This window comes from Pontibacter pamirensis (genome assembly GCF_010015475.1).
GTDB classification, from domain to species: Bacteria; Bacteroidota; Bacteroidia; order Cytophagales; family Hymenobacteraceae; genus Pontibacter; species Pontibacter pamirensis.
Window position 1 is genome coordinate 183,653 of the sequence record NZ_SSNI01000006.1, and the last position, 26,872, is coordinate 210,524.

20 protein-coding genes and 2 rRNA genes are annotated in these 26,872 nt (G+C 48.7%); 8 read left to right on the forward strand and 14 right to left on the reverse strand.

Annotation, left to right across the window (positions count from 1 at the left end; all coding sequences use genetic code 11):
- The first annotated feature begins 300 nt into the window (after positions 1-300).
- The 4 genes from E1919_RS07870 (at position 301) to E1919_RS07885 (ending at position 3,915) form a co-directional block, all read left to right on the forward strand.
- The gene (locus E1919_RS07870; RefSeq protein ID WP_162052799.1) at positions 301-1,182 is read left to right on the forward strand and encodes a prephenate dehydratase; all 882 of its coding nucleotides are present in this window, start codon (positions 301-303) and stop codon (positions 1,180-1,182) included.
- Positions 1,183-1,186: 4 nt separating this feature from the next.
- Entirely contained in the window at positions 1,187-2,377 is a 1,191-nt protein-coding gene (locus tag E1919_RS07875; protein WP_162052800.1) for a pyridoxal phosphate-dependent aminotransferase, read from the forward strand.
- Positions 2,378-2,411: 34 nt separating this feature from the next.
- Positions 2,412-3,485, forward strand: a complete 1,074-nt coding sequence (locus tag E1919_RS07880) for a chorismate mutase (RefSeq protein ID WP_237144132.1) — start codon at positions 2,412-2,414, stop codon at positions 3,483-3,485.
- 109 nt (positions 3,486-3,594) lie between these two features.
- Positions 3,595-3,915 carry a DUF3817 domain-containing protein gene (locus tag E1919_RS07885; protein ID WP_162052802.1) on the forward strand — a complete coding sequence of 107 codons (321 nt, stop codon included), beginning with the start codon at positions 3,595-3,597 and terminating at the stop codon, positions 3,913-3,915.
- Positions 3,916-4,004: 89 nt separating this feature from the next.
- Here the strand turns inward: E1919_RS07885 and E1919_RS07890 are convergent, their stop codons facing one another.
- Together E1919_RS07890 and E1919_RS07895 are read right to left on the reverse strand one after the other, a co-directional pair.
- On the reverse strand, positions 4,005-5,054 hold the full coding sequence (locus E1919_RS07890) for a bile acid:sodium symporter family protein (protein ID WP_202915878.1): 1,050 nt from the start codon (positions 5,052-5,054) through the stop codon (positions 4,005-4,007).
- Positions 5,055-5,149: 95 nt separating this feature from the next.
- Positions 5,150-7,144 (reverse strand): biosynthetic peptidoglycan transglycosylase, encoded by a 1,995-nt coding sequence (locus E1919_RS07895; RefSeq protein WP_237144134.1) that lies wholly within the window; start codon positions 7,142-7,144, stop codon positions 5,150-5,152.
- A gap of 312 nt (positions 7,145-7,456) precedes the next feature.
- Between E1919_RS07895 and purB the strand changes: the two genes are divergently transcribed.
- On the forward strand, positions 7,457-8,809 hold the full coding sequence (purB, locus tag E1919_RS07900; RefSeq protein WP_162052803.1) for an adenylosuccinate lyase: 1,353 nt from the start codon (positions 7,457-7,459) through the stop codon (positions 8,807-8,809).
- A gap of 274 nt (positions 8,810-9,083) precedes the next feature.
- On the forward strand, positions 9,084-10,274 hold the full coding sequence (locus E1919_RS07905; RefSeq protein WP_162052804.1) for a sensor histidine kinase: 1,191 nt from the start codon (positions 9,084-9,086) through the stop codon (positions 10,272-10,274).
- 77 nt (positions 10,275-10,351) lie between these two features.
- Here E1919_RS07905 and E1919_RS07910 read toward each other — a convergent pair whose 3' ends face one another.
- The 10 genes from E1919_RS07910 to E1919_RS07955 all read right to left on the reverse strand — a co-directional run bounded on the left by E1919_RS07910 (position 10,352) and on the right by E1919_RS07955 (position 24,377).
- Positions 10,352-12,802: a hypothetical protein gene (locus E1919_RS07910; protein WP_162052805.1), complete on the reverse strand. Its 2,451-nt coding sequence runs from the start codon at positions 12,800-12,802 to the stop codon at positions 10,352-10,354.
- 14 nt (positions 12,803-12,816) lie between these two features.
- A complete protein-coding gene (locus tag E1919_RS07915) occupies positions 12,817-13,992 on the reverse strand; it encodes a DUF4249 domain-containing protein (protein WP_162052806.1) in 1,176 nt (391 codons plus the stop codon).
- Positions 13,992-16,769: a TonB-dependent receptor gene (locus E1919_RS07920; RefSeq protein ID WP_162052807.1), complete on the reverse strand. Its 2,778-nt coding sequence runs from the start codon at positions 16,767-16,769 to the stop codon at positions 13,992-13,994. The genes E1919_RS07915 and E1919_RS07920 overlap by 1 nt, the downstream gene beginning before the upstream one ends.
- A gap of 71 nt (positions 16,770-16,840) precedes the next feature.
- Positions 16,841-17,623 (reverse strand): hypothetical protein, encoded by a 783-nt coding sequence (locus E1919_RS07925; RefSeq protein ID WP_162052808.1) that lies wholly within the window; start codon positions 17,621-17,623, stop codon positions 16,841-16,843.
- 213 nt (positions 17,624-17,836) lie between these two features.
- Positions 17,837-18,979 (reverse strand): glycosyltransferase, encoded by a 1,143-nt coding sequence (locus tag E1919_RS07930; protein WP_202915879.1) that lies wholly within the window; start codon positions 18,977-18,979, stop codon positions 17,837-17,839.
- 13 nt (positions 18,980-18,992) lie between these two features.
- Positions 18,993-19,967: a glycosyltransferase family 2 protein gene (locus E1919_RS07935; RefSeq protein ID WP_162052809.1), complete on the reverse strand. Its 975-nt coding sequence runs from the start codon at positions 19,965-19,967 to the stop codon at positions 18,993-18,995.
- A gap of 3 nt (positions 19,968-19,970) precedes the next feature.
- The gene (locus tag E1919_RS07940) at positions 19,971-20,495 is read right to left on the reverse strand and encodes a DUF4199 domain-containing protein (RefSeq protein WP_162052810.1); all 525 of its coding nucleotides are present in this window, start codon (positions 20,493-20,495) and stop codon (positions 19,971-19,973) included.
- Positions 20,496-20,524: 29 nt separating this feature from the next.
- Positions 20,525-21,034 carry a DUF4199 domain-containing protein gene (locus E1919_RS07945; RefSeq protein ID WP_162052811.1) on the reverse strand — a complete coding sequence of 170 codons (510 nt, stop codon included), beginning with the start codon at positions 21,032-21,034 and terminating at the stop codon, positions 20,525-20,527.
- 60 nt (positions 21,035-21,094) lie between these two features.
- Positions 21,095-22,366 (reverse strand): dihydroorotase, encoded by a 1,272-nt coding sequence (locus tag E1919_RS07950; RefSeq protein WP_162052812.1) that lies wholly within the window; start codon positions 22,364-22,366, stop codon positions 21,095-21,097.
- A gap of 1 nt (position 22,367) precedes the next feature.
- A complete protein-coding gene (locus E1919_RS07955; RefSeq protein WP_162052813.1) occupies positions 22,368-24,377 on the reverse strand; it encodes a BatA domain-containing protein in 2,010 nt (669 codons plus the stop codon).
- Between the two features lie 622 nt (positions 24,378-24,999).
- Between E1919_RS07955 and E1919_RS07960 the strand changes: the two genes are divergently transcribed.
- Entirely contained in the window at positions 25,000-25,635 is a 636-nt protein-coding gene (locus E1919_RS07960; protein ID WP_162052814.1) for a hypothetical protein, read from the forward strand.
- 304 nt (positions 25,636-25,939) lie between these two features.
- Positions 25,940-26,392, forward strand: a complete 453-nt coding sequence (locus tag E1919_RS07965) for a hypothetical protein (protein ID WP_162052815.1) — start codon at positions 25,940-25,942, stop codon at positions 26,390-26,392.
- A 136-nt stretch (positions 26,393-26,528) separates the two neighbouring features.
- Here the strand turns inward: E1919_RS07965 and rrf are convergent.
- Together rrf and E1919_RS07975 are read right to left on the reverse strand one after the other, a co-directional pair.
- Positions 26,529-26,640 (reverse strand): 5S ribosomal RNA (rrf, locus tag E1919_RS07970).
- 110 nt (positions 26,641-26,750) lie between these two features.
- Positions 26,751-26,872 (reverse strand): 23S ribosomal RNA (locus E1919_RS07975); the annotation flags it as partial.

The window sequence follows — 26,872 nt, forward strand, 5'->3', positions numbered from 1 at the left end:
AACAAAGGAAAGGAAGGTGCTTTTGCTTTTAAAAAATGCCTTCTTTTTACATGGGAATTAAGCAGTCTCCCCACTTTTTCCGAATTTATCAGAAAAATATTGACTCTAGTTTTGATTTTATAAAATTAGATGCGTAAGTTTAGCACAGCAATTAGAACAAGACATGATTCAGCACATTACATTTTACTTTAGCTATTACTTTTTTGGTACTCCGCCGGGGCTCCAGAGATATGCTATTGCGTAAGTGCATCAAAGTATAGAACTCAGAGAGCCCCGCCTAAAGCGGGGCTTTTTCTTTATATGACACAGAAACTAAAAGTAGCGATTCAGGGAGGGCCGGCCTCTTTTCACGAGGTGGCCGCCCAGCAGTACTTTCCGCAACATGAAGTGGCGAGTGTGCCGTGCCAGTCGTTCCGGCAGCTGTGCGAGCTATTGGAGCAGGGAAAAGCCGAACAGGCCGTAATGGCCGTGGAAAACACCCTGGCCGGCAGCATCCTGCCTAACTACAACCTGCTGCACCAGTTTAACCTGTTTGTGACCGGTGAGCTGTGGCTGCCGATTGAGCAGAACCTGATGGCGCTGCCGGGGCAGCAACTGCAGGACCTGACAAAAGTAGTGACGCACCCGATGGCCCTGAACCAGTGCATGGAGTTTCTGACACAACAGCCACAGCTGCAGCTGCAGGAAAGCCACGATACAGCTGATAGCGCAAAAGAGATAAGAGAGAAAGACCTGAAAGGCGTAGCAGCCATTGCCAGCAAGCAGGCCGCTGCCCTATACGGCCTGGAGATGCTGGCAGAAAATATAGAAGACCGGCGCGATAACTTCACCCGCTTCCTGGTGGTGAACCGGAAGCAGCCACAGGAAAGAGAGGCGTTTGTTAACAAAGCTACGCTCCTCCTGCAGGTATCGCACGAAGGGTCTTTGGCAGATGTTTTCTCGCAGCTGCATACCCACAGCATTCATGTAGCGCTTATACAGACGCTACCGGCTACTGCTCGCAGCCACGCACATTATATGGTCATCGAACTGGAGGGAGCATCGAGCGACAACTTGCAGGAAACAATTGACACGTTGAAGCCACTCGTGGAATACCAACGGTTACTGGGGCTTTATCAGAAGACAAAGTACCCGGAGCACCCGAACCCTAAGAAAAAGGTAAACAGCTTACTACAGCAGTAAAATCATGATTATACCGAAAGCAAACCGCCTCCAGAACGTGCAGGAGTACTACTTCGCCAGGAAACTGGCCGAAGTGCGGGCACTTGCCGCCAAAGGGAAGCAGATTATCAACTTGGGCATCGGCAACCCCGACCAGTTGCCTTCCGCAGCTACAGTGGCAGCACTCACTAATAGTGCGGAGGCGCCTCAAAGCCACGGCTACCAGTCCTACAACGGGATCGTATCGTTGCGGGAGGCTATTGCCACCTGGTATGGGCAGGCCTACAGTGTAGCTCTCACAGAGGCAGAAGTGCTGCCGCTGATGGGCTCGAAGGAAGGCATCGCCCATATCTCCATGGCTTTCCTGAACCCCGGCGACAAAGTGCTGGTGCCGAATCCCGGTTATCCTGCCTATGCCGCTGCGGCCCGCCTGGCTGGTGCTGAGCCTATTTCTTATACCCTTGATGAGGATAATGGCTGGCTGCCACAAGAGGAGGAATTGCTGCAGTTAGTAAAAGAGGGGAATGTAAAGGTGATGTGGATAAACTATCCCCACATGCCTACGGGCACAGAAGCCACCGCCAACATGTTCGAGTGGTTGGTAGCCTTTGCCCGGCAGCACCAGATTTTGCTGATTAATGATAACCCATACAGCCTTGTGCTGCCAAACCAGTCGCCGCTCAGCCTGCTCAGCATAGCAGGTGCGAAGGAGTGCTGCCTAGAGCTGAATTCCCTGAGCAAGTCGCATAACATGGCTGGCTGGCGTGTAGGGATGGTGCTGGGCCACCCCGAATACCTCTCAACCATCCTGGCGGTGAAGAGCAACATGGATTCAGGCATGTTTTTGCCTGTACAGCAGGCAGCCATAGAAGCGCTGCAAAATGATAATGAGTGGCATACAGCCCGCAACGAGGAGTATGCCAAACGTAAAGTACTCGTGCACCAGCTGTTGGATACGCTGGAGTGCCAATATCGAAAGCACACCGTAGGCATGTTCGTGTGGGGGCGCGTGCCGGACCATATAGCCGATGTGGAAGCTTACCTCGATGACATCCTTTACGGAGCGGGTGTTTTTATCACGCCAGGCAAAATTTTCGGCACCCAGGGGGAACGATATCTGCGCGTATCGCTTTGTGTATCAGCGGGCCAGTTAGAAGAAGCAATTAAAAGAATTAAACAACATACTATACTTACAGTTAGCCATGAGCTCAAATAACTCAAACCTAAACATTACTACCGACTCAAAAATATTGAAGAGTAGTACAATACCTACGCTCATCAGTGGCCCTTGCAGCGCCGAGAGTGAAGAACAGATGCTCCAGACAGCCCGCGGGTTGATAAACGACCACCGTGTGCACATATTCAGAGCAGGTATCTGGAAGCCGCGTACCCGTCCGGGTCTGTTCGAAGGTGTAGGTAGAGTTGGATTAGAGTGGCTGCGCACTGTAAAGCAGGAAACAGGTTTGCCAACGGCTGTAGAAGTAGCTAATGCGCAGCATGTGGAAGAGGCGCTGGAGTATGGCGTAGACATCTTGTGGGTTGGCGCACGCACCACGGTTAACCCGTTCTCGGTGCAGGAGTTGGCTGACGCTCTAACAGGCGTTGACATTCCTGTGCTGGTGAAGAACCCGGTTAACCCCGACATCCAGCTGTGGTTAGGTGCTCTGGAGCGCCTGAACCGTGCCGGTATTACTGACTTGGGTTTGATACACAGGGGCTTCTCTACACCAAACAACAAGCCGTACCGCAACCACCCGAAATGGGAAACCATTCAGCAAATCCGCAGCCTTGCACCGGGTATTCCATTGTTCTGCGACCCAAGCCACATTGCAGGCCGCCGCGATCTGCTAGAGACTGTAAGCCAGCAGGCACTGCACTTAGGAGTTGATGGTCTGATGATAGAGTCTCACATCAACCCCGATGTAGCACTGAGCGATGCATCGCAGCAGGTAACTCCAGACGGACTCACGAATCTACTAAATGCCTTAGACCTTGACCACGAGCATATAGCAAGTGCAGAGCAGTTGAAAGATTTGCGTAGCCTGATTGACCGCCTGGACCACGACCTTATCAACTTGCTGTTCCTTCGCTCTGACGTGTCTAAGAGAATTGGTGAGTATAAGCGCGCAAACGCACTGGATATTTTTCAGGCAGGCCGTTGGAAGGAACTTGTGGAAGACAGAGTAAGACTGGCGAACGAGGTAGGTGTAGATGAGAGCTTCATCAGAGCTATCTTAGATGCTATCCACCAGCACTCCATCGGTGTGCAGAACGAAGTGATGAACGCAGCTGCTACTTCGCCTAAAAAAGAGGCCGTTAAGTAAAAAAGCAGTAACCGACTTAGTCAATAGCCTATTTTGTTGTGGGACATAGGGCACGTTTTTTACCTTTGCGCTGTTGCGTAGCAGCATAAACTTAGAACCTGATTATCTCATGAAAACTCCTATTTCCCGGCTCCGGACTGTGGGCATTTACGAAGGTATTTCTTACCTGCTTCTTTTAGGCATCGGTATGCCGCTGAAATACATGTTTGGCATACCTGAAGTCGTGAAGTATGTAGGTTGGGCGCATGGCGTGCTGTTTATACTTTACATGGTGGCCTTGCTACAGGTAACGCTGGTGCACCGCTGGTCTATCATGAAAGTGGCAGCCGGTGTCATCGCTTCTTTGCTGCCGTTTGGTCCGTTTATACTGGACAAGAAACTGCTGCACACTGAAGAAGAGAAGGCGCTGCTGCAGAAGAAAGTAGCGTAAGGGTATCATTCATACAGAAGAGCCTATCAGCATTCATTTGCTGATAGGCTCTTTTTAATTGGTAACTCCTGAAAACAGTTGGCTTGCTCCTACTCCCCCTGCACCTCTAGCCCGGCTTTACGTGCGGTAGCCTGTGCAATGATGCTGGCTGCCAGGAGCTGCAGCGCATGGTACATCATAATCGGAAGCAGGATGATTCCCACCATCTTGGCATTCGGAAAAAGCACTTTCGACATAACCGTGCCATGCACAAGTGATTTCTTAGAGCCGCAAAAGATAGCTGTAATCCTGTCCTCGCGGTTAAAGCCTAACAAGCGGCTGATACCGCTTGTGATGCCGTACACCAGGAAGAACAGCCCTATCATAGCTGCGCTAAGTAGAAGCAGGTCTGTAAAGCTATAGCCACTGAACATTCTGCGGGCAAAGGACTCACAGAAGGAGGTGTATACGATAAGCAAAATAATGATTTGGTCAAAAATACGGAGCTTCTTCTTGTTACGCTCCGCAAAGCTGCCCCAATAGCGGTGCAGTATAATGCCCAGCACCACCGGCAGCAGCACCTGCAGTACCAGCTTTCCCATCACACTCCAGATATCAAACCCCTCCGTGCTTGCAGTCAGGAAGAGGCCCATCCAGAGAGGCGTGATAAAAATGCCCAGCAGGCTGGAGATGCTGGCGTTGAAAATGGCTGCCGGAATATTCCCCCCCGCTATCGACACCATCACCACCGAAGAGGAAACCGTGGAGGGTAAGGCAGCCAGGTAAAACGTGCCTAGCCAAAGCATCTCTTTGTCACCACCCTCAAAAAACGTATGCAGCGGCAAAATCAGCAGCGGAAACAATACAAAGGTGCTAAGCTGTACCACCACATGCAGTCGCCAGCTGCTGAGGCCAGCTTTCAGCTTCTCAGGGCTCAGACGCAGTCCATAGAATAAGAAAATCACCGACACGCCGTAGTTTGCCACGTCGCCTAAGGACAATGGCTCACGGTCTATGCCTGCCTGCGGGAACAGGTAAGCCAGCACAATCATACCTATCAGGGCCAGCAGAAACCAATCCAGACCTATGCGGGCAGCCAGAGCGCCCACTCTGGGAATAAGGCCTACAGCATCTTCTGCTACCTTTTGCTCTTCTTTCATACAGCAAGTATAAAACTAAATCCTTTGCCACGCTAAATGAATAACGGCCCCGCAGTTTAAATGCGGGGCCGTTAGGTATAGGTTGCCAGTTAAGCTTAAAAATCCAGCAGGTCTATTGTTTCAAGTTCATACTGTGTGGTGTCTTCCTCCACAACAGAAGTATCCTGTGCTGTTACAATCAAATCGCGGGCGCGGCCATAGAGGCGCACGTTCGGGTACAGGTTCTCGTACTCCTCCTGCGAAATAAGGCCACGGCGGCGCATGTGCCCGCCAATCAGCCTGTAATAGCCGTGCTTATGGCTTCGGAGGTTGCCATAGCTGTCGAAGGAGGCGCGGAATCGTTTCGGGCTTGGAATGATGCTTGTCAGGAAGATGGCTTCTGCCACGTTCAGCTCTGAGGGTTGCTTTCCGAAGTAGAACCTGGACGCATCCTTGGCACCATACACATCAGGCCCCCACTCAATAATATTGAGGTATACTTCGAACATACGGTGCTTTGAAACAAGATCCTGGTTTTCTATCAGCCACACAATAATAGCCTCTTCTACCTTTCTGGCCACCGTCTTTTTACGGGACAGGAACACATTCTTCACCAGCTGCATAGAGATGGTACTGCCTCCACGGGCAAATTCACCCTCTTCCAGGTTCTCCGCAATTGCTTGCCGGAATGCCTCCTCATGAAAGCCGTCGTGGCTGTAAAACCCGGCATCCTCGGCAGAAAGAATGGCATTGCGCAAATGAGGGGATATCTGGTTAATAGGACTATAAAACGGATTGGAAGGGCCTACCGGAAAGGTGCGGACGGGTTTACCGTACTCATACACCGTGTGCATAAACGTACTGTTAATCTTCTCAATATTCGTATTACCCCACTCCAGAATCTTAAAATCTTCAGAGGCATCCAGGTCAGAATCAAAGGCTACCTGCCGCAGGCTATCCATGTTTACGTGGAACTTCATGTCATACTGCAGCTGGCCCTGTGCTTTTATACCTTCCAGGTTCTCAAACAAACCTGTCGGCAGAGACTGGAAGAAGTCATTGGCAGGAATCTGCTCTGTCTTCACCATCAGGTCAATAATTTTGGAGTCTTCATTCTGATAGGCGGCATAAATGTTGGCCTTAGCCTTATTCACACGTACCTCCGTCAGGCTGTCTATCACATACAGGTTCGGCCCCAGTGTAACCACATAGTCCACTGCGCTCTCTTCCACATGTATATCATCTTCGCCTGCCAGTTTTTGGTGGTTCAGAATCAGGTCGTTCACCATGGCACTTCCGCGCACCGTCAGCCTGTTGTTTCTGAACTCTTTGCTATCTAGGCTAAAATGTGCCGTATCGAAAGCCACCTGTGCATCGAACTTATTTTTTACATATGGTAACCGTATTCCCCTGTCATCAAAACCGTACAGGCTAGCTGCAATACGGTAATCGCGCGGGTTGATGGTGCCGTGCACGCGCATGTTGTTCACCAGTGAATCTGTGCGGACAGAAACCTGGGAGTCTATTTCACCGTCATCCATGCGCAGGTACGGCATCTTTAAGTCGATGGTGCGGTTCGTAGAAACGTACGAAGCATTCAGGTTTCTGAAATCCACCTGGTCCGGCACGTTTTCGAAAGCCGTTTCAATCACGCGGTTCAGCAATTCGCCATAGTTGCGGCCCTCGCCGGTTGTATCTACTGGCGCTTTGGGCTCCTCTTTTTTGAACAGGAAGCCAAAGTTGGTTTCGTCTCCGGTTTTAACGGCAGTCAGGTAACTGTTAGCCACCTCCAGGCGCTTGAATACAACACGTCCGGCAAAAATAGAGCGGAAGGAGACAGTGGCATTGACGCTATCTGTAGTAAAGAGCGTATCGAGGCTATGCGGCACAAAAGAGATATCAGTAAGCACCACAGAGGTCCAGTCCGTGAACTCAGCACTGCCTATGTTAAAATCAACAGGGTATTTATTTTCCACCTTCGTAACAACACGGTTGATGGTATACTCTAACACTCTGCTTCTGAAAATAAAAAGAAGTACAATAAGTAGCAGGAAGAAGGCAATGATACCTCCAAACACGGCTGTAAGTCTGTTTCTTAATCGATGGTCCAAAATATTCTGATGCGAATTAAAATAAATTTGTTTCTACTACAGTGTATGCTGTCCCTGATGAACACATACAGCGCTACAATATTACAACAACCTCCTCTATTACGGGTGTATGTAGCTTAAGATATATGTTATAAGCCCTTTATACAAGCATAATGCCAAAGCTGCACAATTACTGTTTATTTAACTAGATAGCTAACAATCCCTTAGCGTATCTAATTCCTTTAAAAAGTAACTTAAACGTTAAATCAGCTGGCATGCCTTTGGCTTCCTGTGGCAAAGCTATGTATCTTTGAACAAAGAATTTTCTACAGTATGAACCTGACATCCCTTACTGCTATTTCGCCGGTGGATGGCCGCTATCGCCGCCATACAACTGAACTTGCCGCTTATTTCTCAGAATTCGGGCTTATCCGCTACCGGGTGCTGGTAGAGGTGGAGTATTTTATTGCGTTGTGCGAACTGCCCCTGCCGCAGCTACAGCAGGTAGACAGCAGCCTTTTTCCAGAGCTGCGCGCAATTTACGAAAGCTTCTCAGAAGAAGACGCCCTCACTATAAAAGAGACTGAAAAGGTAACGAACCACGACGTAAAAGCAGTGGAGTACTTTATCAAAGACAAGTTTGACGCCCTTGGTCTGAGCGAGTACAAAGAGTTCATCCACTTTGGTTTGACTTCGCAGGACGTAAACAACACTGCTATTCCACTCTCCCTGCGCGAGGCAGATGAGCAGGTACTGCAACCGGCTTACCAGAACCTGCAGCAGACGCTGGCGACGCTGGCACAGGCCTGGAAAGACATCCCGATGCTGGCACATACGCACGGCCAGCCGGCCTCCCCTACCCGCCTCGGCAAAGAGTTTATGGTATTTGCAGAGCGGCTGGAGGGGCAACTGACGCAGCTGCGGCAGGTGCCCTTTTCGGCAAAGTTTGGCGGAGCCACAGGTAACTTTAACGCGCATCATGTAGCTTACCCAGGCATTAACTGGCCTGAGTTCGGCAACCGCTTTGTGCAGGAGGCTTTGGGCCTGCACCGCAGCCAGTATACTACCCAGATTGAGCACTACGATAACCTGGCCGCTTATTTTGATGGTCTGAAGCGCCTGAATACGATTCTGACAGACTTCTCCCGCGATATATGGCAGTACATCTCGATGGGTTACTTCAAACAAAAGATTAAGGCAGGTGAAGTAGGCTCATCAGCAATGCCACACAAGGTAAACCCGATTGATTTTGAGAATGCCGAAGGAAATCTGGGCATTGCCAATGCCGTGCTGGAACACCTGTCCGCCAAACTGCCTATCTCCCGCCTGCAACGCGACCTGACGGACTCTACTGTTCTTCGCAATGTCGGGGTGCCATTAGCGCATATTATCGTTGCCCTTAAATCGCTGGAGCGTGGTATTGAAAAGTTAGAACTGAACGAGGCCGCTCTGAGCAGGCACCTGGAGGATAACTGGGCTGTTGTGGCAGAGGGTATTCAGACAGTGCTTCGCCGCGAAGGCTATCCGCAGCCGTACGAGGCTTTGAAAGAGCTGACCCGGAAAAATGAGAAGATAACAGAACAGCGCATACATGATTTCATTCAAACACTGCAGGTAACTGATCAGATTAAAGCAGAACTGAAGCAAATATCTCCTTTCAACTATACAGGTGTAGCACTGCTGTAGACTTGAATTTATTTATACAGGAAGCCTCTGTGGAATACCCACAGAGGCTTTTTCGTTTTCTGACTTGTAGCTCACAAGCTTCCTGAGCTATAATTTAATGCACCTCTACTACGTTATAAAAATATCGTCATGTATCTGGAATGCCTGACCAGGGGCATCTTTCACTCTTCTGCCTTTCCGAAAGACATACCTATTATACACAAATGTTTAAAATTACGTATATAAATATAAATGTAATTAGTATGATATTACATTTATACAGGAGAAATTAAAAATGGCTATCATTGAAAAGCAGGAAGTAGAAAGACTGAGGGCGCTGAAAGCATATAATATTCTTGACACTCCTTCCGAAAAAGAATTTGATGACATCACGGCACTTGCCGCACATATCTGTAATTCTCCCATCTCACTTATTACGCTGGTTACAGAAGAAAGACAGTGGTTCAAATCCAAAGTAGGTACAGAGGTATGCGAGTTACCCCGCTCTATCTCATTTTGCCAACATACTATACTTCAGAATAATATTTTAGAGATTGAGGATACGCTGCAGGATGAGCGCTTCCGGGAAAATATTCTTGTGACCAACCCTCCGCATATCAGGTTTTATGCTGGTGCACAGCTTATTACCCAAAAAGGCTATAATCTCGGCAGCCTCTGTGTACTTGACACTGTTCCAAGGCAGCTCACGGAAATACAAAGGAAAGCCTTAAATACACTGGCACGGCAGGTAGTTGCTAGTTTTGAGCTACGCCTGAAAAAAGAGCAACTGGAAAAAGAGAAGCTACAGCTGAAGGCGGCAAACGTAAAGCTTGAACAGTTTGTGCGCATGGTTTCGCATGACCTGAAAGAGCCTATCATGAACATCAGCACGATTACAGAATGGCTGCAGGATGATTTAGCTGCAAAGGACTTAAACAATATGGCCAGTAACCTGCTCCTGATAAAAGACAGCGCCGCAGCTATGGAAGAACTGGTGATGGGGCTCCTGCAGTATTCCATGACGCAGGTAAAAGACCTGCCGAAAGAGGAAGTTGATGTACAAAGCCTGGTAAAGGGCTTGGTAGCGGAGCATTCCGGAGGCCCTGAAATGAAGACGCACATTTCGCCTGACTTACCGGTACTAACCACTGAGAAAGTGCTGTTACAGCAGGTTTTCGCAAACCTTATCTCCAACGCTTTTAAATATCATCACACAGGCAAAGGAAACTTATGGATCAGTGCAGAAAAGAAGTCAAAGAACTATTATACCTTCTGTGTGAAGGATGATGGCCCGGGTATTCCACTGCAGCACCAGGAGAGAGTCTTTGCTATGTTTGAGCGCCTGCTCCGGGATGCCAGCAAGAAGCACGGATCTGGTATCGGACTCGCCACTGTAAAGAAAATAGTAGAAGACAAAGGCGGTAGCGTCTGGATAGAATCAGATACTGGCCAGGGCACCACCTTTTACTTTACATGGCCAGGGTAAAGTTCACAGCATCAATTTGAGTGTTGCCTCTACAATCAGTCACGATACACTTTGTGACTGATATTGCGGAACAGTCTCTAAAGTGCCTGCTGCCTTACCTCAAATGTAAAAGTTTTGCTGCCTGCCAGGCCACTCCTCGTCATTCCCTGCACTACAACTATATACCTGCCAGCATCGTCTGAGGTGAAAAAGTTTAGAGCTGCCTTACCATCTGCTTTGGTCACTACATTGGGAGACCAGTGAAGCAGGTTTCGGAAATCAGGAAGGCGGTTTTGCCTTTGCTCATCACTTTCGTAGGAAGGTGCATAGAACTCCCGCTGTAGTTGCAGGCCTTCGTACTCAATCAACAGCGAGCGCGGGTCCAGCTGAAAGCCTGCCAGGTCGCCCTGGTAGGTAGTGTAGCTGACAAGGCCGGTGTATACGTGTGGCCCGTGGAAGTACCTGCTGGTAAACACCTCTAACTTCCGAACCTTTCGGGGGTCGAACGCCATAATTTTGTCAATGTCAAACACAGGAACACCATCCAGCAGCACCAGCGGGTTTGTATAGAAAAGGGAAGAATGCGGAGAGTTTAGTACATTGAAGTGAAAACTACCTTTTCGCAGGCGCACCTGCACCCCCGGCACATACTCGCGCATTACCTCTTCCATTACCTTAAAGCGAACATAGTCGTCCAGCAGGTAAGTGGCATTTGCTTTACCATAAAAGGCCGTGCTGTCAATGCCCGGGGCCCGGTATACATTCAGGTGCTTTTCGTGATAGGTATAGGGCACCTGCACCCCGATATGCCGCTGTGTCAACTCCTGCTGCAGGTGCTCTTCTATATCAAAACCAGGCCATGGCCTGGCTGCATACTTATCTGAAAAGGGACTGAAAATCTCAAAATGATAGGTGCTGTCTTTCAGAAAGTTTGACTGTACCACAATTTCCTTCGGTCCGTAAAAGTCCTTTGCTTCAAATTGCATCAGCCCTTCTTTATCACTAGTGGCGCTGTAGAAGCGCACGTGTTTGCCAGGGGCAGCTAAGTAGGTGGTAATACTGGGGGCAATAGCACCCGTTTCAGCGTCTGTAACCTTACCCCTGATAAAGTGGCCATTGTACTCCGGCAGAAATTTATAGTTGGTGCTTTGCTCCTGCAACACGTCCTCCCAGCGGAAACGGCTCCAGCCGTGTGTGAGCATCAGGTTGTCTACAGCTTCATCAACCTCCGGCCCGGATGCTGTGAAATAATACCCCGGCTGTTCCACTGTTCCCTTCAGGTCAGAAGTTAACCATAGATAGGGATTGATATCGGTTGCACTTTCTCCCTGTAAGGCATCCAGTTTGTAAACAGACACTGACAGGTTAGCTGGTACCGCCTGCCCTGCCTGCGCCTGCGTCAGGAGGCTAGTGGTTACCTTTTCTCTTGTTGTGTAAAGGTCTTTGTCTGTACTAGCCTCCACCTGCAGCTTTTGTGTCGGGCGCTTAAAGTATAAGCGTTCACACACCGGCTGTTTCTGATTGTTGAAAACGGTGAAATGATTTATACCCTCTGCCAGTTTGTTTTTGTCCACCACAAATGTAGCGGCACCTTGCTGCAGCCTCGCACTTTCAGCCACTCCTATTATTTGCCGGGCATGCCCTAGCAGGTGCACCGCCTCTGGTTGCTGACCGGTGGCTGCAACTGTAAGCTGTAGCTGGTCTGCATTATACTCCTCCAGGTGCAGGCTATACCCCTGTTCGTATACCTGGGGCAGTTTTTGCCGGAGCACTTTCCTGTTTGGGAGTTCTATAATAGCCGTATACGTGGCAGCGGCAGCTGGTGTAAAAGTAAACTGCCCGATGCCAAACTTGTGGGAGCGAAACTGCGCCACCTCCACACCATTGTTGTCTACTACTTTTCCGGCGAAGTCTACACCCTTGCCTGTTTTTTTGTTTACTCCCTGGAAAGCTACTGTGCCGGATATCCCCTGCACCAGGTTTCCGCCTTCCGGGAAAAACTGGACCGCGTAAGCTGCTGAGTCCTGCACAGGTGCAAAACCAAGATTAGTAAAGGAATTAACAATGGTAACTGGTGTTTCAAAATAAAACTCGGGCCCGAAGTTCTTCATCCAACTGGTGTAGGCCCGCACTTTGTAGTTGCCAGAGGTCAGCGAGACTGGCAGCACAAAAGAACCATTGCCTGTGCCGTCTTTCAAGGCTATTTTCCCCTGCAGCACCGGTTTCAGGCCCTCATCCAGCACCTCTACGTAAGCTACTTTACTCAGGTCCAGCGGCTTGTGCAAAGTCCCGTCTGTATTGTAGACTTTAAACCACATGGTTTCCCCGCATGCATAGAAGGGCCTGTCGAGGTGCAGGTACAATTTCTCCTGCAGAGCCTTGCTGCGGTAGGCGTCAAAGTCCTGCACCAAGCTCCTTAGTGTCTCGGTTTGGGCAAGTGCAGGGACTGTTGCAGTTATCATAAGCACAGCACCTAGTAAAAGATATAAGCCTCTCCTGGCAGCAGTATGTGCCATACTATGTAGCGTTCTCATCTGGTTTGTTTTCATGTGTCGGTGTTGCTTTACTCCCAAAAATCAGGCTTCACGTTGGTGCCGCGTGTCCGGCAGTCAACGCAGCCTTTTACCGCACCCATATAGCCGATGGGAGCAGGAGGCCCATCAGGAGCATATATTTCAGTGACAGGCATGTAAGCATCATATTTGAAACGCTCCGCTAAATCTGCTAAAGTCTGCCCTTCTGCTGGCATTAGTGAGTCCATCTGGCAGGTAGGATAAAAGTACCGCCACTCTTTCGGAAGCTCCTCCCGGCTCACAAAAAGCCGCTCCTCCTGCACCGACGAGGCCCCTACATAGCCAATCACAGGCTCGTCAGGGTTTGCCAGGCTATGCACATTCCCCGTCAGCTGCGCGGGCAGCGGGTCGAACAAAGTGCCAATGCTCTCGGTGTTTTTCCGGAGCGCCTCCCAGTACTGGTACGCCTCCTGCGTGAGCGCATACTGTTTTACCAGAATGCTGTACTTAATGCGCAGTTCCTCCGAGGCAGCAGGCAGCGTCAGGATGGGATACTCATGAATAACATCCTCGCTTAGCTTAGCGGAGGAGCCCAGTTTTATACCTGTGGAGTAGTCTGTTCTCCAGCAGTTATAGATATTTTCGTCGCTGCGGGTGCGGGGAACAATGGTCCCGGTGGCTTCATCGTATTTTATATTTGAATTCAAGGCTGCCGTATAGGCCCAGGTGGCTTCATACTCCCAGCGATAATACTGCGTATTCTTCTGCGGGTCACGGCTGCTGACATATAGCTGCAGACTGTTATCCAGCGCCTCCCAGCCAACCTTCTCAATGGGCGGCGTTTGCTTTACATCAACAAATTCAGATGCATACTCCCTGCCGGTAGACAACCTGATGTAGAGCCTGTACTTCTTGGTGAGGTCCAGGTTAAGGCTGCTGCTGACATATGTGGCAGGAACAGCCTCATGCAGCGGATACTGTGCCCCCTGCTCCTCTTCCAGCAGTAGTGTAGCGCCCATCTCTGCCATAGGCATACTCTCTTCTGAGATGTTTTGCGTGCGCGACAGCTTTACCGTAGTGATACCGTTTCCGTTTATTAAGCCATCCACCACCAAATAATGATTCGGGCCTTCAATTACCTCCGGTGCATAGGGCTCCACACAACCACCCAGCAGCAGTAAACAGCAGCAAATTATACTTTTAAAACGTCGGGTATACATCTGCATTAAAATCTAAAGTTATAGGTGATGGTAGGGATAGGCTGGCCGAAGATGGACATCTTATACCCGTTTATTCTGCCTTCCTCTGCTTTGAAGTAAATGGAATAAGGGTTTCGTCGCCCGGTCAGGTTATAGACAGCCAACGTCCAGGAGCTGTGCGCCAGTTTTTTAATTTTATGGTTGCCTTCTATGTTCAGCGCCAGGTCCAGGCGGTAATAGTCTGGCACCCGGTAGGCGTTTCTGTCAGAGTAATAAATGCGCTGGCTGTTGCCCAGGGTATATTTGGCAAGCGGCAGGGTGATAGGCCGGCCGGTGCTGTAGGTAAAGTTAACCGAGGTGCTGAAACGCTGGCTGAAACGGTAGTTGCTGATAAGGGTAAAATCGTGCGGCTTGTCAAAATTACTGGGGTAGTACTCGCCGTTGTTTATCTTTTCGCCGGTCTCCGCGTCATCCAGGCGCACCAGCGTGCGGGAATAGGTATAGCTCACCCAGCCATTCATTTTGCCGGTTGCTTTTCGCAGCATCACTTCCACACCATAGGCCTTGCCTTCTGCGCCAGCCACATCCGTTTCTATGTGATGGTTCATGACCAGGGTAGCACTGCTCTTGTAGTCCAGGAAATCCTGCATCTTTTTGTAGTATCCTTCCACAGAGAACTCAATCGTATTGGCCCTGAAGTTTCTGTAATAGCCCAATGCCAGTTGGTCGCCTACCTGTGGCCTGATGTTCGCATCACTCAGCTTCCACACATCCGTGGGCGACATGGATGTGGTATTAGAAAGCATATGAATGTACTGGCGCATGCGGTTGAAGCTCAACTTTACCGAAGAGTTATCTGTTAGCCCAAGCCTTGCCGACAGCCTATATTCTGGCCCGTGATAGGTAGCAAACACATCGCCTGATTTATAAACAGCCGTATCCTGTATCGTGCCCTCCGTTTTAGGAGCTCCGGGAGCGTAAGTGTTCACTGACCGTGGCCCCAAGGCATTAAAGAAGGAGTAACGCAGACCCACAGAAACTGAGAAACGGCGGGTGATATCGAAACGGTCGGAGGCATAGATGGCACTTTCAAGGGCACGCTCTGCCTGTAGCCGGTCCGGCGCAATCAGCGACTCCGGGCTGTTAGGCGTCAGAGTGCCGGGATTTACATTGTATAAGATAGAGCTTGCGCCAAAATCTACGGTATGCTTGGACGTAGGGAAATAACTGAAGTCGGCCTGCAGGTTCGATTGGTTTATACCAAAGGTAAGCCTGGAAGCATTCACCGGATTTTTCTTGCTGGTTACGTCGTAATCATAGTGGCTGTATACACCTGTGAGCACGCCGTACAGTTTGTTCTGGAAGATGTGCTTCCACTTCAGGCTTGCCGCTTGGTTGCTGAAGCGGAACAGGGTGTCGGCGCCCAATTGAAACCTGTCTTTACTCAGGTAGCCGTTCAGGTATAATGTGTTCTTCTCGTTTATTTCATGACTGATGTGCCCGTTGATATCGTAGAAGCCTGCTGAGCTTTCGTTAAATGATTTGTTCGGGAGTTTTTTCAGCAGCCAATCGGAGTATGTGCTGCGGCCCCCGATGAGGAAGGAAGTTTTGTCTTTTTGAATGGGTCCTTCTAGGGTAAGTCTGCTCGTGAGCAAGCCGATGCCACCAGACCCGGCAAACTCTTTTTTGTTACCGTCGCGGCTCGTCACTTCCAGCACCGACGACAGGCGACCTCCATACTTGGCCGGGATTCCGCTTTTATAGAGCTCCACCGTTTTCAGAATATCGGGGTTGAAGGCTGAGAAGAAACCAAAAAGGTGCGATGGATTATAGATAGTAGCATCGTCAAACAGAATCAGGTTTTGGTCGGTACTACCTCCGCGCACGTTCATACCGGTGCTACCCTCTCCCACAGACTTCACCCCCGGCAGCGTAAGCACCACACGCAAAATGTCGGTTTCTCCGAAAGCCGTGGGTACTTGTTTGATGGTGCGGATGTCCAGCTTTTCCATACCCATCTGCAGCCCCGACACGTTTTTGTCTTTTTCCGCCTCTACCAGCACCTCTTTCAGCGTCCGTACATCTTCGGCTATGTCAATGTTCAGTTTTCCTTCGGAGTACAGCATGATGTGGCGCCTAGTGTTTTGCAGCCCGATGGCTTTTACTTTCAGCTCGTGTCGGCCCACAGGCAGCGTGAGGGAGTAGTAGCCGTACTGGTCGGAGGTGGTGCCTATCAGCGGGGACTCAATGTATACTGCCGCTCCAATGATCGGTTCGCCGGTTTTAAAATCGCGCAGGTGCCCGGCTAGGTTCGCTTTACCAGTTGCACCCTCTCTTTTTACACCTATCTCGTAGAGCTTCAGCTCTGATCCCGCTTTTTTAACTTCTTTCTCCTCGCCCTGTAATCGGTTAGCGGCTACCTGTGGTGCGCTATCCCCTGTGTTTTCTACAGGCTCGAAGAAATTCTTTGGCAGGCTTACACTAAGCTGCGTGCCCCTCGTGACAAATACCCGCTGCGCAGCGTCTATGGCAAACTGTAAGTCTGTATTTCGGAAAACCTGGCTAAGTACGTTAGAAAGCGGCTGCTCCTTTACCTGCAGCGTGATGGAAAGGCTGTCAACAGCAGTAGCGTCAAAGTAAAATTGATAATTAGTCTGCGCCTCCACCTCACGGGCAAACTCCTCAAAAGTAGCTGACTTAAAATTGCCGCTAATGAAGGCTGCTTCTGTTTGCTGCGCCTGCCCCTGCGCTACACAACACAAAACCACAAGAAGAGATAAAATGGGGCGGTACAGGTGGGTCATAAGTTTGTTCGTTACAGCTGGCACTTCTGCCGGGTTAATTTAAGTATGGAAGTATAAGAAGTAGCTCAGGCTTATTTACCACTGCTCTGTGCCTCTTCATCAGAAAGGCTATCGTAGTACCTGGTTAAGGCAAGTATGGCTTCTTCCCGCTGTTTCCGGAATTTGAAGCGCTGCGCAGAAGCATATTTCTGCAGTTGTCTCTTTTTGTCTTTGAAAACCTTGTACACAGACCGCTTGCTGTTCACCTGATGGAATTGCCCGTCTTTCCGGATGTAAAATTTATCTACCATCCTAAACTCGCCCTCCATACCGTCCGGCGTGGCTCTGTCCTGCATCTCCTTTATTCTCTTCACCAGGAATTGGGTGTCCTGGCTATACATTAAATCGTAGAACCCGGGCTGTAGTATATTCTGGCCGGCACTATCTGCTTTGTGGTGCACAAATGTGTGCCCGTGCAGTTGAAACGTGTCAACTTTCCCGTTGATGAGCTTCAACATCAAGCCGCTGCTGTTATGAGGCAGTATCACTTCATCGGTTACTACATCATACAGCAGAGGTACTTGCTTATACCAGGCGCCATCGTAAAATACATTCCCCCGCACTACCGCCTTTGAAATAAAAAACTGATCGCCTTCGAAATGAGGCTTTTTATAGTCGACATACTCTGTGCCGTTATATAAATGCGTCTGAACACCTACAGCTTCCTCATAGGCTGCCAGCGCGTGCTGCACTGAACTCTGCAGGAACGCAGTATCTACCGGACTACTTTGTGCATGCGTGATGCCTGTAAATAAAAAGGAAAGCTGTAGCGCTATGCCCATCAGAAACAGGCACTTTAGTTTTACCGGCCGCATTTTCTATATTGTATAATTTGAATGAATTCTTCAGTAAGTTAAGTTCATTATAAAATATAGACAAGTGTTATAACAAATATTCTGTTTCAAAATTCATACGAGCATTTTAGTTGGCTAAAAAACAGCCAAAGAGAGAATGGAAGGCACATTTATGGGTAAAGCATCATTTGCCTCCTCATAAAATTTTACAGAACAGAGAGTGCATTAATTGGGCTACAGCTTAATTGCCATTTCCCAGATAGCCTGCACAAAGAGGGACCAGCTAAAGCGCTTTTTGTAGACTTGTATGTGCTGAGAAAATGCCTCTCCTTGTTTTGAAGTATAAAATTGAAGAATAGCCTGCGCTATTGCTTGTGGCTGCGGCTCCACAACATGCCCCACCTCCCCATCCGGCACCAGTTCCGGTAGTCCTCCTACATTTGTCACCACCATAGGTTTATTGAAGTGATAGGCAACCTGCGTTACACCGCTTTGCGTGGCATGCTTATAAGGTTGCACCACCAGGTCAGCAGCACAGAAATAGTGGCGTACAGCTGCGTTAGGTATAAAATCAGTGTGCAGCACCAGGCGGTGCTGCAGGTTCAGTTTTTGAATGAGGGCGTGGTATGGAGCTGCATCCTCGTAAAATTCACCTGCCACAATCAGCTTTATGTCCGGGCGCTGTTGCAGCATTGGTTCCGCCAGGGCCTGCAGTAGCAGGTCTAGGCCTTTATAGGCCCGGATAAAACCGAAGAACAGGAGGTAATTGTACTGCGGGTCGAGGTCTAAAGCGGCACAGGCTGCTGCTTTAGTTTCTGCTTCGCCAAAGTTATCATACAGCGGGTGCGACAGGTATGTTGCTGGCTTGTCGGGTTCAAAACGCTTCAGGTCCTGCAACACTGAACGTGAGAGCGTGATAAAACCGTGGCAGGCACTGAGGAAATATTTTGTAAAAGGCACATCCCCCGGCCGCTTCTCGTGTGGCACCACATTGTCTGTGATAGCCAGTATGCGGCTGTGCCTGTTTCTGCGGATGATGCGGGCTATCGTGCCAAGGGCAGGCCCCATAAAAGGAAGCCAATAGCGGAAGATAACCAGGTCTGGCTTCTGTTTCCGGATGTAGTTGCCGGTGTGCCACCAACTGACAGGATTGATTGAATTGATGAGTACTTTGATTTGGAGGTCTTCCGGGACAGGATCGTCCGTGTATTGGCTTTTGCCCGGAAACAGGAAGGAAGGGTATTGCAGGCTAAAGGTAACAATCTCCACCTCATCGCCTGCCTCCTGAAAGGCGTAGGCCAGGCGCTCGTTAAAAGTAGCCATGCCACCGCCCCGCAACGGATGTGCCGGCCCTACTATAACAACCCGCTGTCTCATTATTGATGTTCTTTTATTTCCTGAGCGCTCCTACCCTGTCCCGGATAAGGTACTCGTTGCGTTTGTTGGAGGCCATGGAGATCATTTCAGCCAGGAACCCTGCCAGAAACAGCTGCACCCCCAGTACAACAGCTACCAATGCCAGAAAGAACAGCGGTTGGTCCACAATATCACGCACACGGCCTCCCAAATAAACGCCTAGCATTTTCTGGGCTATCAGCCAGACAGTAATTCCCAGACCCACCACAAACATAAGCGTACCCATGGTACCGAAGAAGTGCATCGGGCGCTTCTTAAAGCGGCTGACAAACGTGATAGAAAGCAGGTCTAGGAAACCATAAACAAAGCGCTCCAGGCCAAACTTGGTGGTGCCATACTTGCGCTCCTGGTGCTGCACGGGCTTCTCCCCTATTCTGGTAAAACCGTTCCACTTCGCTATAACAGGTATATAACGATGCATTTCTCCGTGCACCTCAATGCTTTTTACCACCAGCTGCCGGTATGCTTTCAGGCCGCAGTTAAAGTCGTGCAGTTGGATGCCTGACAACTTGCGGGTAGCGGCGTTAAAAAATTTGGTAGGGATTGTTTTGCTCAGTGGGTCGAAGCGTTTCTTTTTCCAGCCGCTCACCAGGTCATAGCGCTGGTTCTTGATCATATCATACAGCGCCGGGATCTCCTCCGGGCTGTCCTGCAGGTCAGCGTCCATGGTAATCACCACTTCACCAGAGCAACGTCGGAAGCCTTCGTTCAAGGCTGCCGATTTGCCATAGTTGCGGTTAAAGCTGATGCCCTTTACCGTGTTGTCTTCGGCACCTAAACTGCACACTACGTCCCAGGAGCGGTCGGTACTGCCGTCATCAACTAAAATTACTTCATAAGAAAACTCGTGCGCGTGCATCACACGTTTAATCCACCGCACAAGTTCAGGCAACGATTCCTCCTCATTAAAGAGGGGAACCACTACTGAAATATCATAAGGATACTGCATGTTTTACTCAAACTCCGGACGGCTATTCTTCATTATTGCTGAGATGACCAAAGAAAAGATAAAGCCAAAAATTAACGTGATGACAGTCCCGCCAATAACCATTGTTAACGGGCCCTGGAAGTTCTCCGCCATCGCCATACCTGCATCCACCTGCTCATCTGAAAGGCCCTGCTCCAGCATCTGCACACGCTGCTTCTCCATCATGCGCGCCATGTATTCGGTGTCTATAAATGCCGTATATACCCAGGTGAACAAGCCGGTCATAAAGCCGAAAACCGCTGCTAACAAGGTGCCGATTCCAAGCCCCTGCCCATACGACATGTAGCCGAAGTTCTGCTCCTTGTAGTTTTTCATGGCCAGCACGATACCCGCAATCAGAATGATATACGCAAGGCTGCTAAGCCAACGGTTATCGCCTAAATCGGTTACCATGATGATAACCTGATAGACGACACCTACCAAACCAAAGAGTAAGCCATACTTAAGGGCTACAGATGCTACAGAGGGTTGCTTTTCAATAGTGGTCATAGTTGTTAGCTGTTTATAGGTTTACGTTTTTACTTACGAAAGAAAACGGCCGCTATCAATGAAAAAAGCCCTCCCACAAACATCCGCCGCACAAAATCATCTGCTGCCAGCATACTTGGCGTTAAAGAATCCAGTGCCTTATACCCCTCTTCATACAGGCTTTCCCCTAACATTCTCACCTGCTCTTCTCTCGTCTCCTCGAGTAAAGCCCTCATCTCCGCCACATGGGTCTGTATCACCTCTGGCCCTACCAGGTAAATGAAAAGAAAAATTAGCATGGCGGTCGTCATGGCAGTATAGAATGCTACTGACAGCCCTACTCTAAAGCCTTTGCCAAAGCTCATGTTGCCGTCGTTGAACAACTTAAAGTAGCGGATGGCAAGAAATATAAATACGGGAATTGGCAGGTACGTCAGGCGACCTGCGCCACCAAAGGGGTTATACCCCATAAAGTAAAGGACTACCACCAATAAGAAACAAGCCAGACTACACAGTACGCCGTAGCGTATTCCAACCCTAATAATTGTCTGATTCAGCATTTTGCTAATTCGCCCCTGCTGGTCTTTTGCCAACACAAGCTCAATATAAGTATAAATATATTAAAAATATTGATTAAGCACTGCCTGCCCTTTGTGTATCGTGCCGATAACCCTCCCCTTTAGCTCTTGGCCAAAGAAAGGACTGTTTTTAGACTTAGATTTTGTAGCTGCTTCAGATGGCGTCCAGGAGGTATCCGGGTTGAAGAGCGTCAGGTTGGCGGCCTCTCCTTCTTCTATCTGCGGTTCGGCCAGGCGCAGAATCCGGCGTGGGCCAGAGGTAAACTTCGCTACCAATTGCTCCGTCGATAATACGCCTGAAAGGGTGCTGTTTGCCACAGCAAAGGAAGTTTCTAAGTTGATGATGCCGAAATCAGCCAGGTCAAACTCCAGCCGCTTCGCTTCTGTGTCGTGCGGCATGTGCGCCGATACAAGGGCATCGATGGTTCCGTCCTGCAGCCCTTGCTTTATAGCGGCCACATCTGTTTCGCCTCTGAAAGGCGGAGCTACTTTATAGTTTGTATCAAAAGGAGTAATTGTCTCGTCTGTAAAAGCTGCCTGGTAACTGGCGACATCACAGGTGACGTGCAGGCCTTCCGCTTTCGCTTTCCGGACTGCCTCTATGGCCGCTGCCGTAGAAAGAAGTGAAAAGTGCATCCTTCCTCCTGTGTAGGCAAGCAACTGCAGGTCGCGGGCTACCATTACTTCTTCTGCCAGCGCAGGAATGCCTTTCATCCCTAAGCGGGTGCTTACTTCGCCCTCGTGCATTTGCCCGTGTTCTGTCAGACGTGTATGCTCGGCTTTATTCATTAGCAGGCCATCGAACAGTTGCACATACTGCAGTGCTTTGAGCAGTACATCCGCCCCCTGCAGCGGCTTTGTGCCATCTGTGAAAGCCACTGCTCCTGCCCGGTGCAGATCTATCATTTCTGTCAGGTCTTTGCTATGGGTATCTACTGTGATAGCCGCTGCAGGCAAAAGGCTCACAGGCAATTGTTGTGCAATGCTTTTCACATAATTCACGGCTCCTTTCGTCTGCACAACCGGCTCTGTGTTTGGCAGGCACACTATTTCCGTGAAGCCACCAGCCGCTGCAGCAGCAGCTAAGGAATGCAGATTTTCTTTATACTCCAGCCCTGGTTCTCCCACGAAGGCAAACATGTCTACCCAACCTGCCGACACACACAGCCCTTCAGTCGCAATGGTCTCATCCGCTTCCTGCGTTTCGGAGCCTATGTACGTGATAATGCCATCCTGGATCAGGATATTCTTTTTTTGTAGATGATGTTCAGATTGTGGGTGGTAGATTGTTGCTGCTTGGAGAAGTATTTTCATTTTAGAGGAATCTAATAAGTGCTATTTCGGCCATCAGGAAAAACAGACACAATATTAGGCAATATTTCCAAAGCTTTACTCCAAAATAACTTTTTTCGAACTCGCCCTTCACTGAAAACGCGTCCCCGCTTTCGTAGACATGCACGTTTTGGCGGTCTGCACCAACTAAGGCCTTCAGTTCATCCGGCGTATACTGTGCCAGGTAAGACTCGTCTTTGCCATAGTTAAAGGCTAGCGTCGTGATAGTGGAGTCCTGAAGCTGCAAGGTGTAAAAACCAGCTTCATCCATGTCGGCGGGTGTGTTAAAGTATAGCCGTCCGCCCCGTACCTGCTGTTCCGGTATAAAGGCAAGGCTATCTTTTTGTAAGGCATATACCCCTTCCTGCTGCCTTCTGCTGATGGCCGGCACTTGTACGGTGTTGGCAGACAACGTATAAGCCAGCGCTTGTTGCTGCTTATAGCTACTGATGGCCAACTTATACATGATGGGCACAAACAGGGCATGGTTAGCCAGCGCATTATAATCTTCCTGAAGCGGCGCCGCCATCAGGTATACATGGCCGCTGCCCCTATCAAACCTTGACATAAAAGATGCCCCTCCCCTGTATTTCAGAATATCTTCTGATGCTCTGTTCCAGGCCACACTACGAACAGCAGCAGGCATCTGCATCTTAGGATCATAATCAGAAAAAATGCTCCGGAAAAAAGGATTATTCGGGTCAGGAGCAGCCAGGCTTGTTTTACTGCTTGCCGCTGTTGCTCCTGTAAAACTGGCAGGTATGTTCAGGTTCTGAAACAAGGTAGTATAGCCCGCCACTTCGCCTCCTGCCGGAGGAATGACGGCCACCGTACCTCCTGCCTCCACAAAGTTAGTAACTGTAGCAGCCAAGGCAGCAGAAAGGTCAGACACGCCGTTCAGGATGATAATATCAGAAGTACCCGCCTGTGCATAATTGATGTTGCCCGCACTATAAGAAGTAAAGCTAAAGAAAGACTCATTCTGGTACAGGCGCTGAAGTGAACTACCGGGGCTTTCCGCTACTTCTGTAACATTTACTTCCGTGGAAGGAGACAAAACAAAATAATAAGTATTATCGAACTCCACCGGGTAATCCTCTACCAACACATAAGCCTTTTTGGCACCGTCCCCATTTACTCTAAAGTTCATAACGGCTTCTGTTGCCTGTTGTGGCGGCAAATCAACACTTAGCGCCGCCACCTGCTGGTCTTCAATCATCAATTTTACCGGAACCCCCTCTACAGCCTCTTCTCCGGCATTAAAAAGGCTCACGTGGAGGATATTCTCCGCTGATGGCCGGATAAACTCGTCTTCAAGATAAACAGAGTCGATGGCTACGTTTCCAGTGGCTGCAGCAGCAATAGGCACCAGGTGAATCTGTGTGGTGCTGTCATACTTCGCAAGTTCCGAAAGCTGGAACGTGCTTCTTTGAAAATCGGAAAGAACAAACGTATGTGCCGGTTGGCTAATAGCGGAGGCTACAACAGCCGAATATTGCTTAGCTGAAAAATCGAGTTCCTCCAGGTATCCTGTGGCTTCCGAAGCCTGCACCGCAGCACCATGCTTTGCCCGGTTACTGGAGGCCACTTTAAAAGCAGTGGACGCAGGAAACATACCCACAATATCCTTCGCCCTGTCGGAGGCCACGTTCAGGAGGGATAAATCCTGCTGCTCGTGCACATTCTGCATACTGTAGGTATTATCCACTATAATGGCCACCTGGGACGCATCCGCAGGAGCAACGGCATTAGAAGCAGGCAGGAAAGGCTGCGCAAAAGCCAGCACCAGGAAAACGACAAATAGAATACGGCACAGCAGTATCAGCAGTTCTTTTAGGTTACGCTGGCTGGCCGTCAGGTCTTTAGAAGCCTGAATAAACCGGACATTACTGAATATAACCCGCTTTGCCCGCCTCAGCTGCACCAAATGTAGCACAACAGGCACAGCGATAGCAGCAAGCGCAAAAAGAAAAGACGGGTATAAAAAAGCCATAAGACAAGTTATAGAGGAAAGCCTTGAAAAACAACAACTAGTCTGTTGCTATACTCGAAAACTAGTTTGACTGTTGTTGTGGTTAAACAACAGTACTTTAATCAGTAAGCTTCATTATGGATAACGCTCAAAGATTTAACAGTACACTAGCAGTTTCTGCACATACACTATAAATCACTGAACACTCATATTTAAATACAAAATAAACACTTCTTTATACAATACAATACCGTATACTATTTGATACTTCCTATTACTAAAGCATATTCAATGCAAAGCCACGCAAGCCCTTAAGCGTGCCTACACCCCATAATATCGTGGAGCATTTGAGGCCTTACAGCTCGAAAAAAGCTAAACCCTACAGTTAATGCACAGCTGTCATTGTTGAAATACAGATTATTTAAAATTACTTAAAGATAATTCGGGTTACTTAATTAAGTAAAGAATACAACATTTCCTGCTGATCTGACATGTTGAATTACTGACGTGAAGTCTTCTTGGTCTTTCTACTTCATACAAGCACCCTACACTTTACTTGTTTTCACTGCTCGCTTATTCTCTATCTCTTCCATACCAATGTAATAAGTTTCTCTTCTAAACCAACTTTTTGATTTTCATACATATGAAACTACAAACTCATAATTCCAACGCTGAGGGTACAGGGCTCAAAACAAATAGCAAAACGACCTGCTTCTTTAAACAAAAGCATATCCTTCGATACATCCAAACTACATTTCGATTAGGTACAACTACAGCCTTGCTAGGTATGCTCCTATTATTTACTCATTGCGAGACTCTAACAGATCAGGAGCCAAATCAAGTAACAGATGCCACTCCAAAAGCCACCGATTTAATGGCTTCCACTACGCATACTATTACAACAATGGATGGAACCGTTACACAAGTAGAATGCAGCCAGGAAACATTACCGTCAGGAGAAATCATACAAATCTGTATACCCGCTCAGTGGAACGGCGAGTTAATCATGTATGCACATGGGTATGTTCCTGAATTTGAACCACTCAGCCTTCCTGATCAAGCCGATGTTTATAAAAATATTTTCACAAGCGTAGGTTTTGCCTTTGCCACTACCAGCTATGCTCAAAATGGTTTAGCTATCCAAAGCGGTATTGCCGACATGCTCAACTTGCGAACCTTGTATATTCAGCAGTTTGGAGAACCTAAGGAAATATACTTAACAGGGCTTCACAGGGAGGCATTATTACGACACTTGCCATCGAACGATACCCACATTTAGTGGTGGCCTCGCACTCTGTAGCCCTTGCGGGAGTTTTCAGGGGCAGATCAACTACTATGGAAACTTTAGGGTTTTATTTGACTATTTTTTCCCGGGCATACTGCCAGGAGATGCAGTAAATATTCCAGATGACCTGTTTCAAAACTGGAAAACAGTTTATGTTCCTGCTGTTTTAGAAGCCATCAACAAGAACCCGGAGGCTGCATTGAAGCTTCTTAGAACGGCCCAAGCCCCTTATGAACCAAGTAACACCAGCACAATTGATTCAACAGTGATAGATGTGTTGACTTACGATGTACATTACATGAATAACGCAAAGCAAATACTGGGAGGGCAGCCATTTGATAACCGTAAAAAAGTCTACTTTGGAACCGGAAACTTCTTGGAAGATGCACGTCTGAACCTACAGGTGCAACGTTTTTCAGCAGATCCAACAGCTTTACAGAATATTCAAGAAGATTATGAAACAACAGGTAAACTAGCTATACCTTTAGTGGGCATACAAACTACAAAGGACCCTGTACAACTCATTTGGCATCTACCCTTATACCAGGAAAAGACAAGCAGCCAGGGAAACAGCGAAAAGTTTATTCCAATCCTGATTCCGCGCTATGGCCACTGTACTTTCACAGAAGTAGAAGTAATCTCAAGTTTCGCAATGCTAGTCCTAAAGGTGAAGGGGCAGAATCAACCGTTATTAGCCAGATCAAGTAATGCTACAGGTAGAATTATTCGCTCTGTTACCATTCATGAATGATATGATATATCATGTTGATCTGTTAGATTATTTCAGAAGCATCGATGCTCAAAATCTCAAGACATTTACAAAAGTTAGTATTCCTCAAACACAAGAACGCCCCCTGCTATCTCTAACAGGGGGCGTCTTTTTGTAGGGTTGGCGGCCACCTACTCTCCCGGGTGTGACCCCAGTACCATCGGCGCGTCCGGGCTTAACTTCTCTGTTCGGGATGGGAAGAGGTGCTCACCGGAGCCATAGCCACCATTGTCGTTCTGCGATGCTGACCGCAATGATGCTTTAGTAGTTTCATCAACATGATTTGGGAAAGAGGGAGAGCATGAAAGCAGCGGGCCGTTCTTACGGCTAGTGTCTCCACTCTGAGAACGCGCTCGGGCAATTAGTACCGCTCGGCTGTGCCATTTCTGACTTTACACCTGCGGCCTATCGACGTGGTAGTCTCCCACGGCCCTTAAGGGAGATCTCATCTTGGGGCGGGTT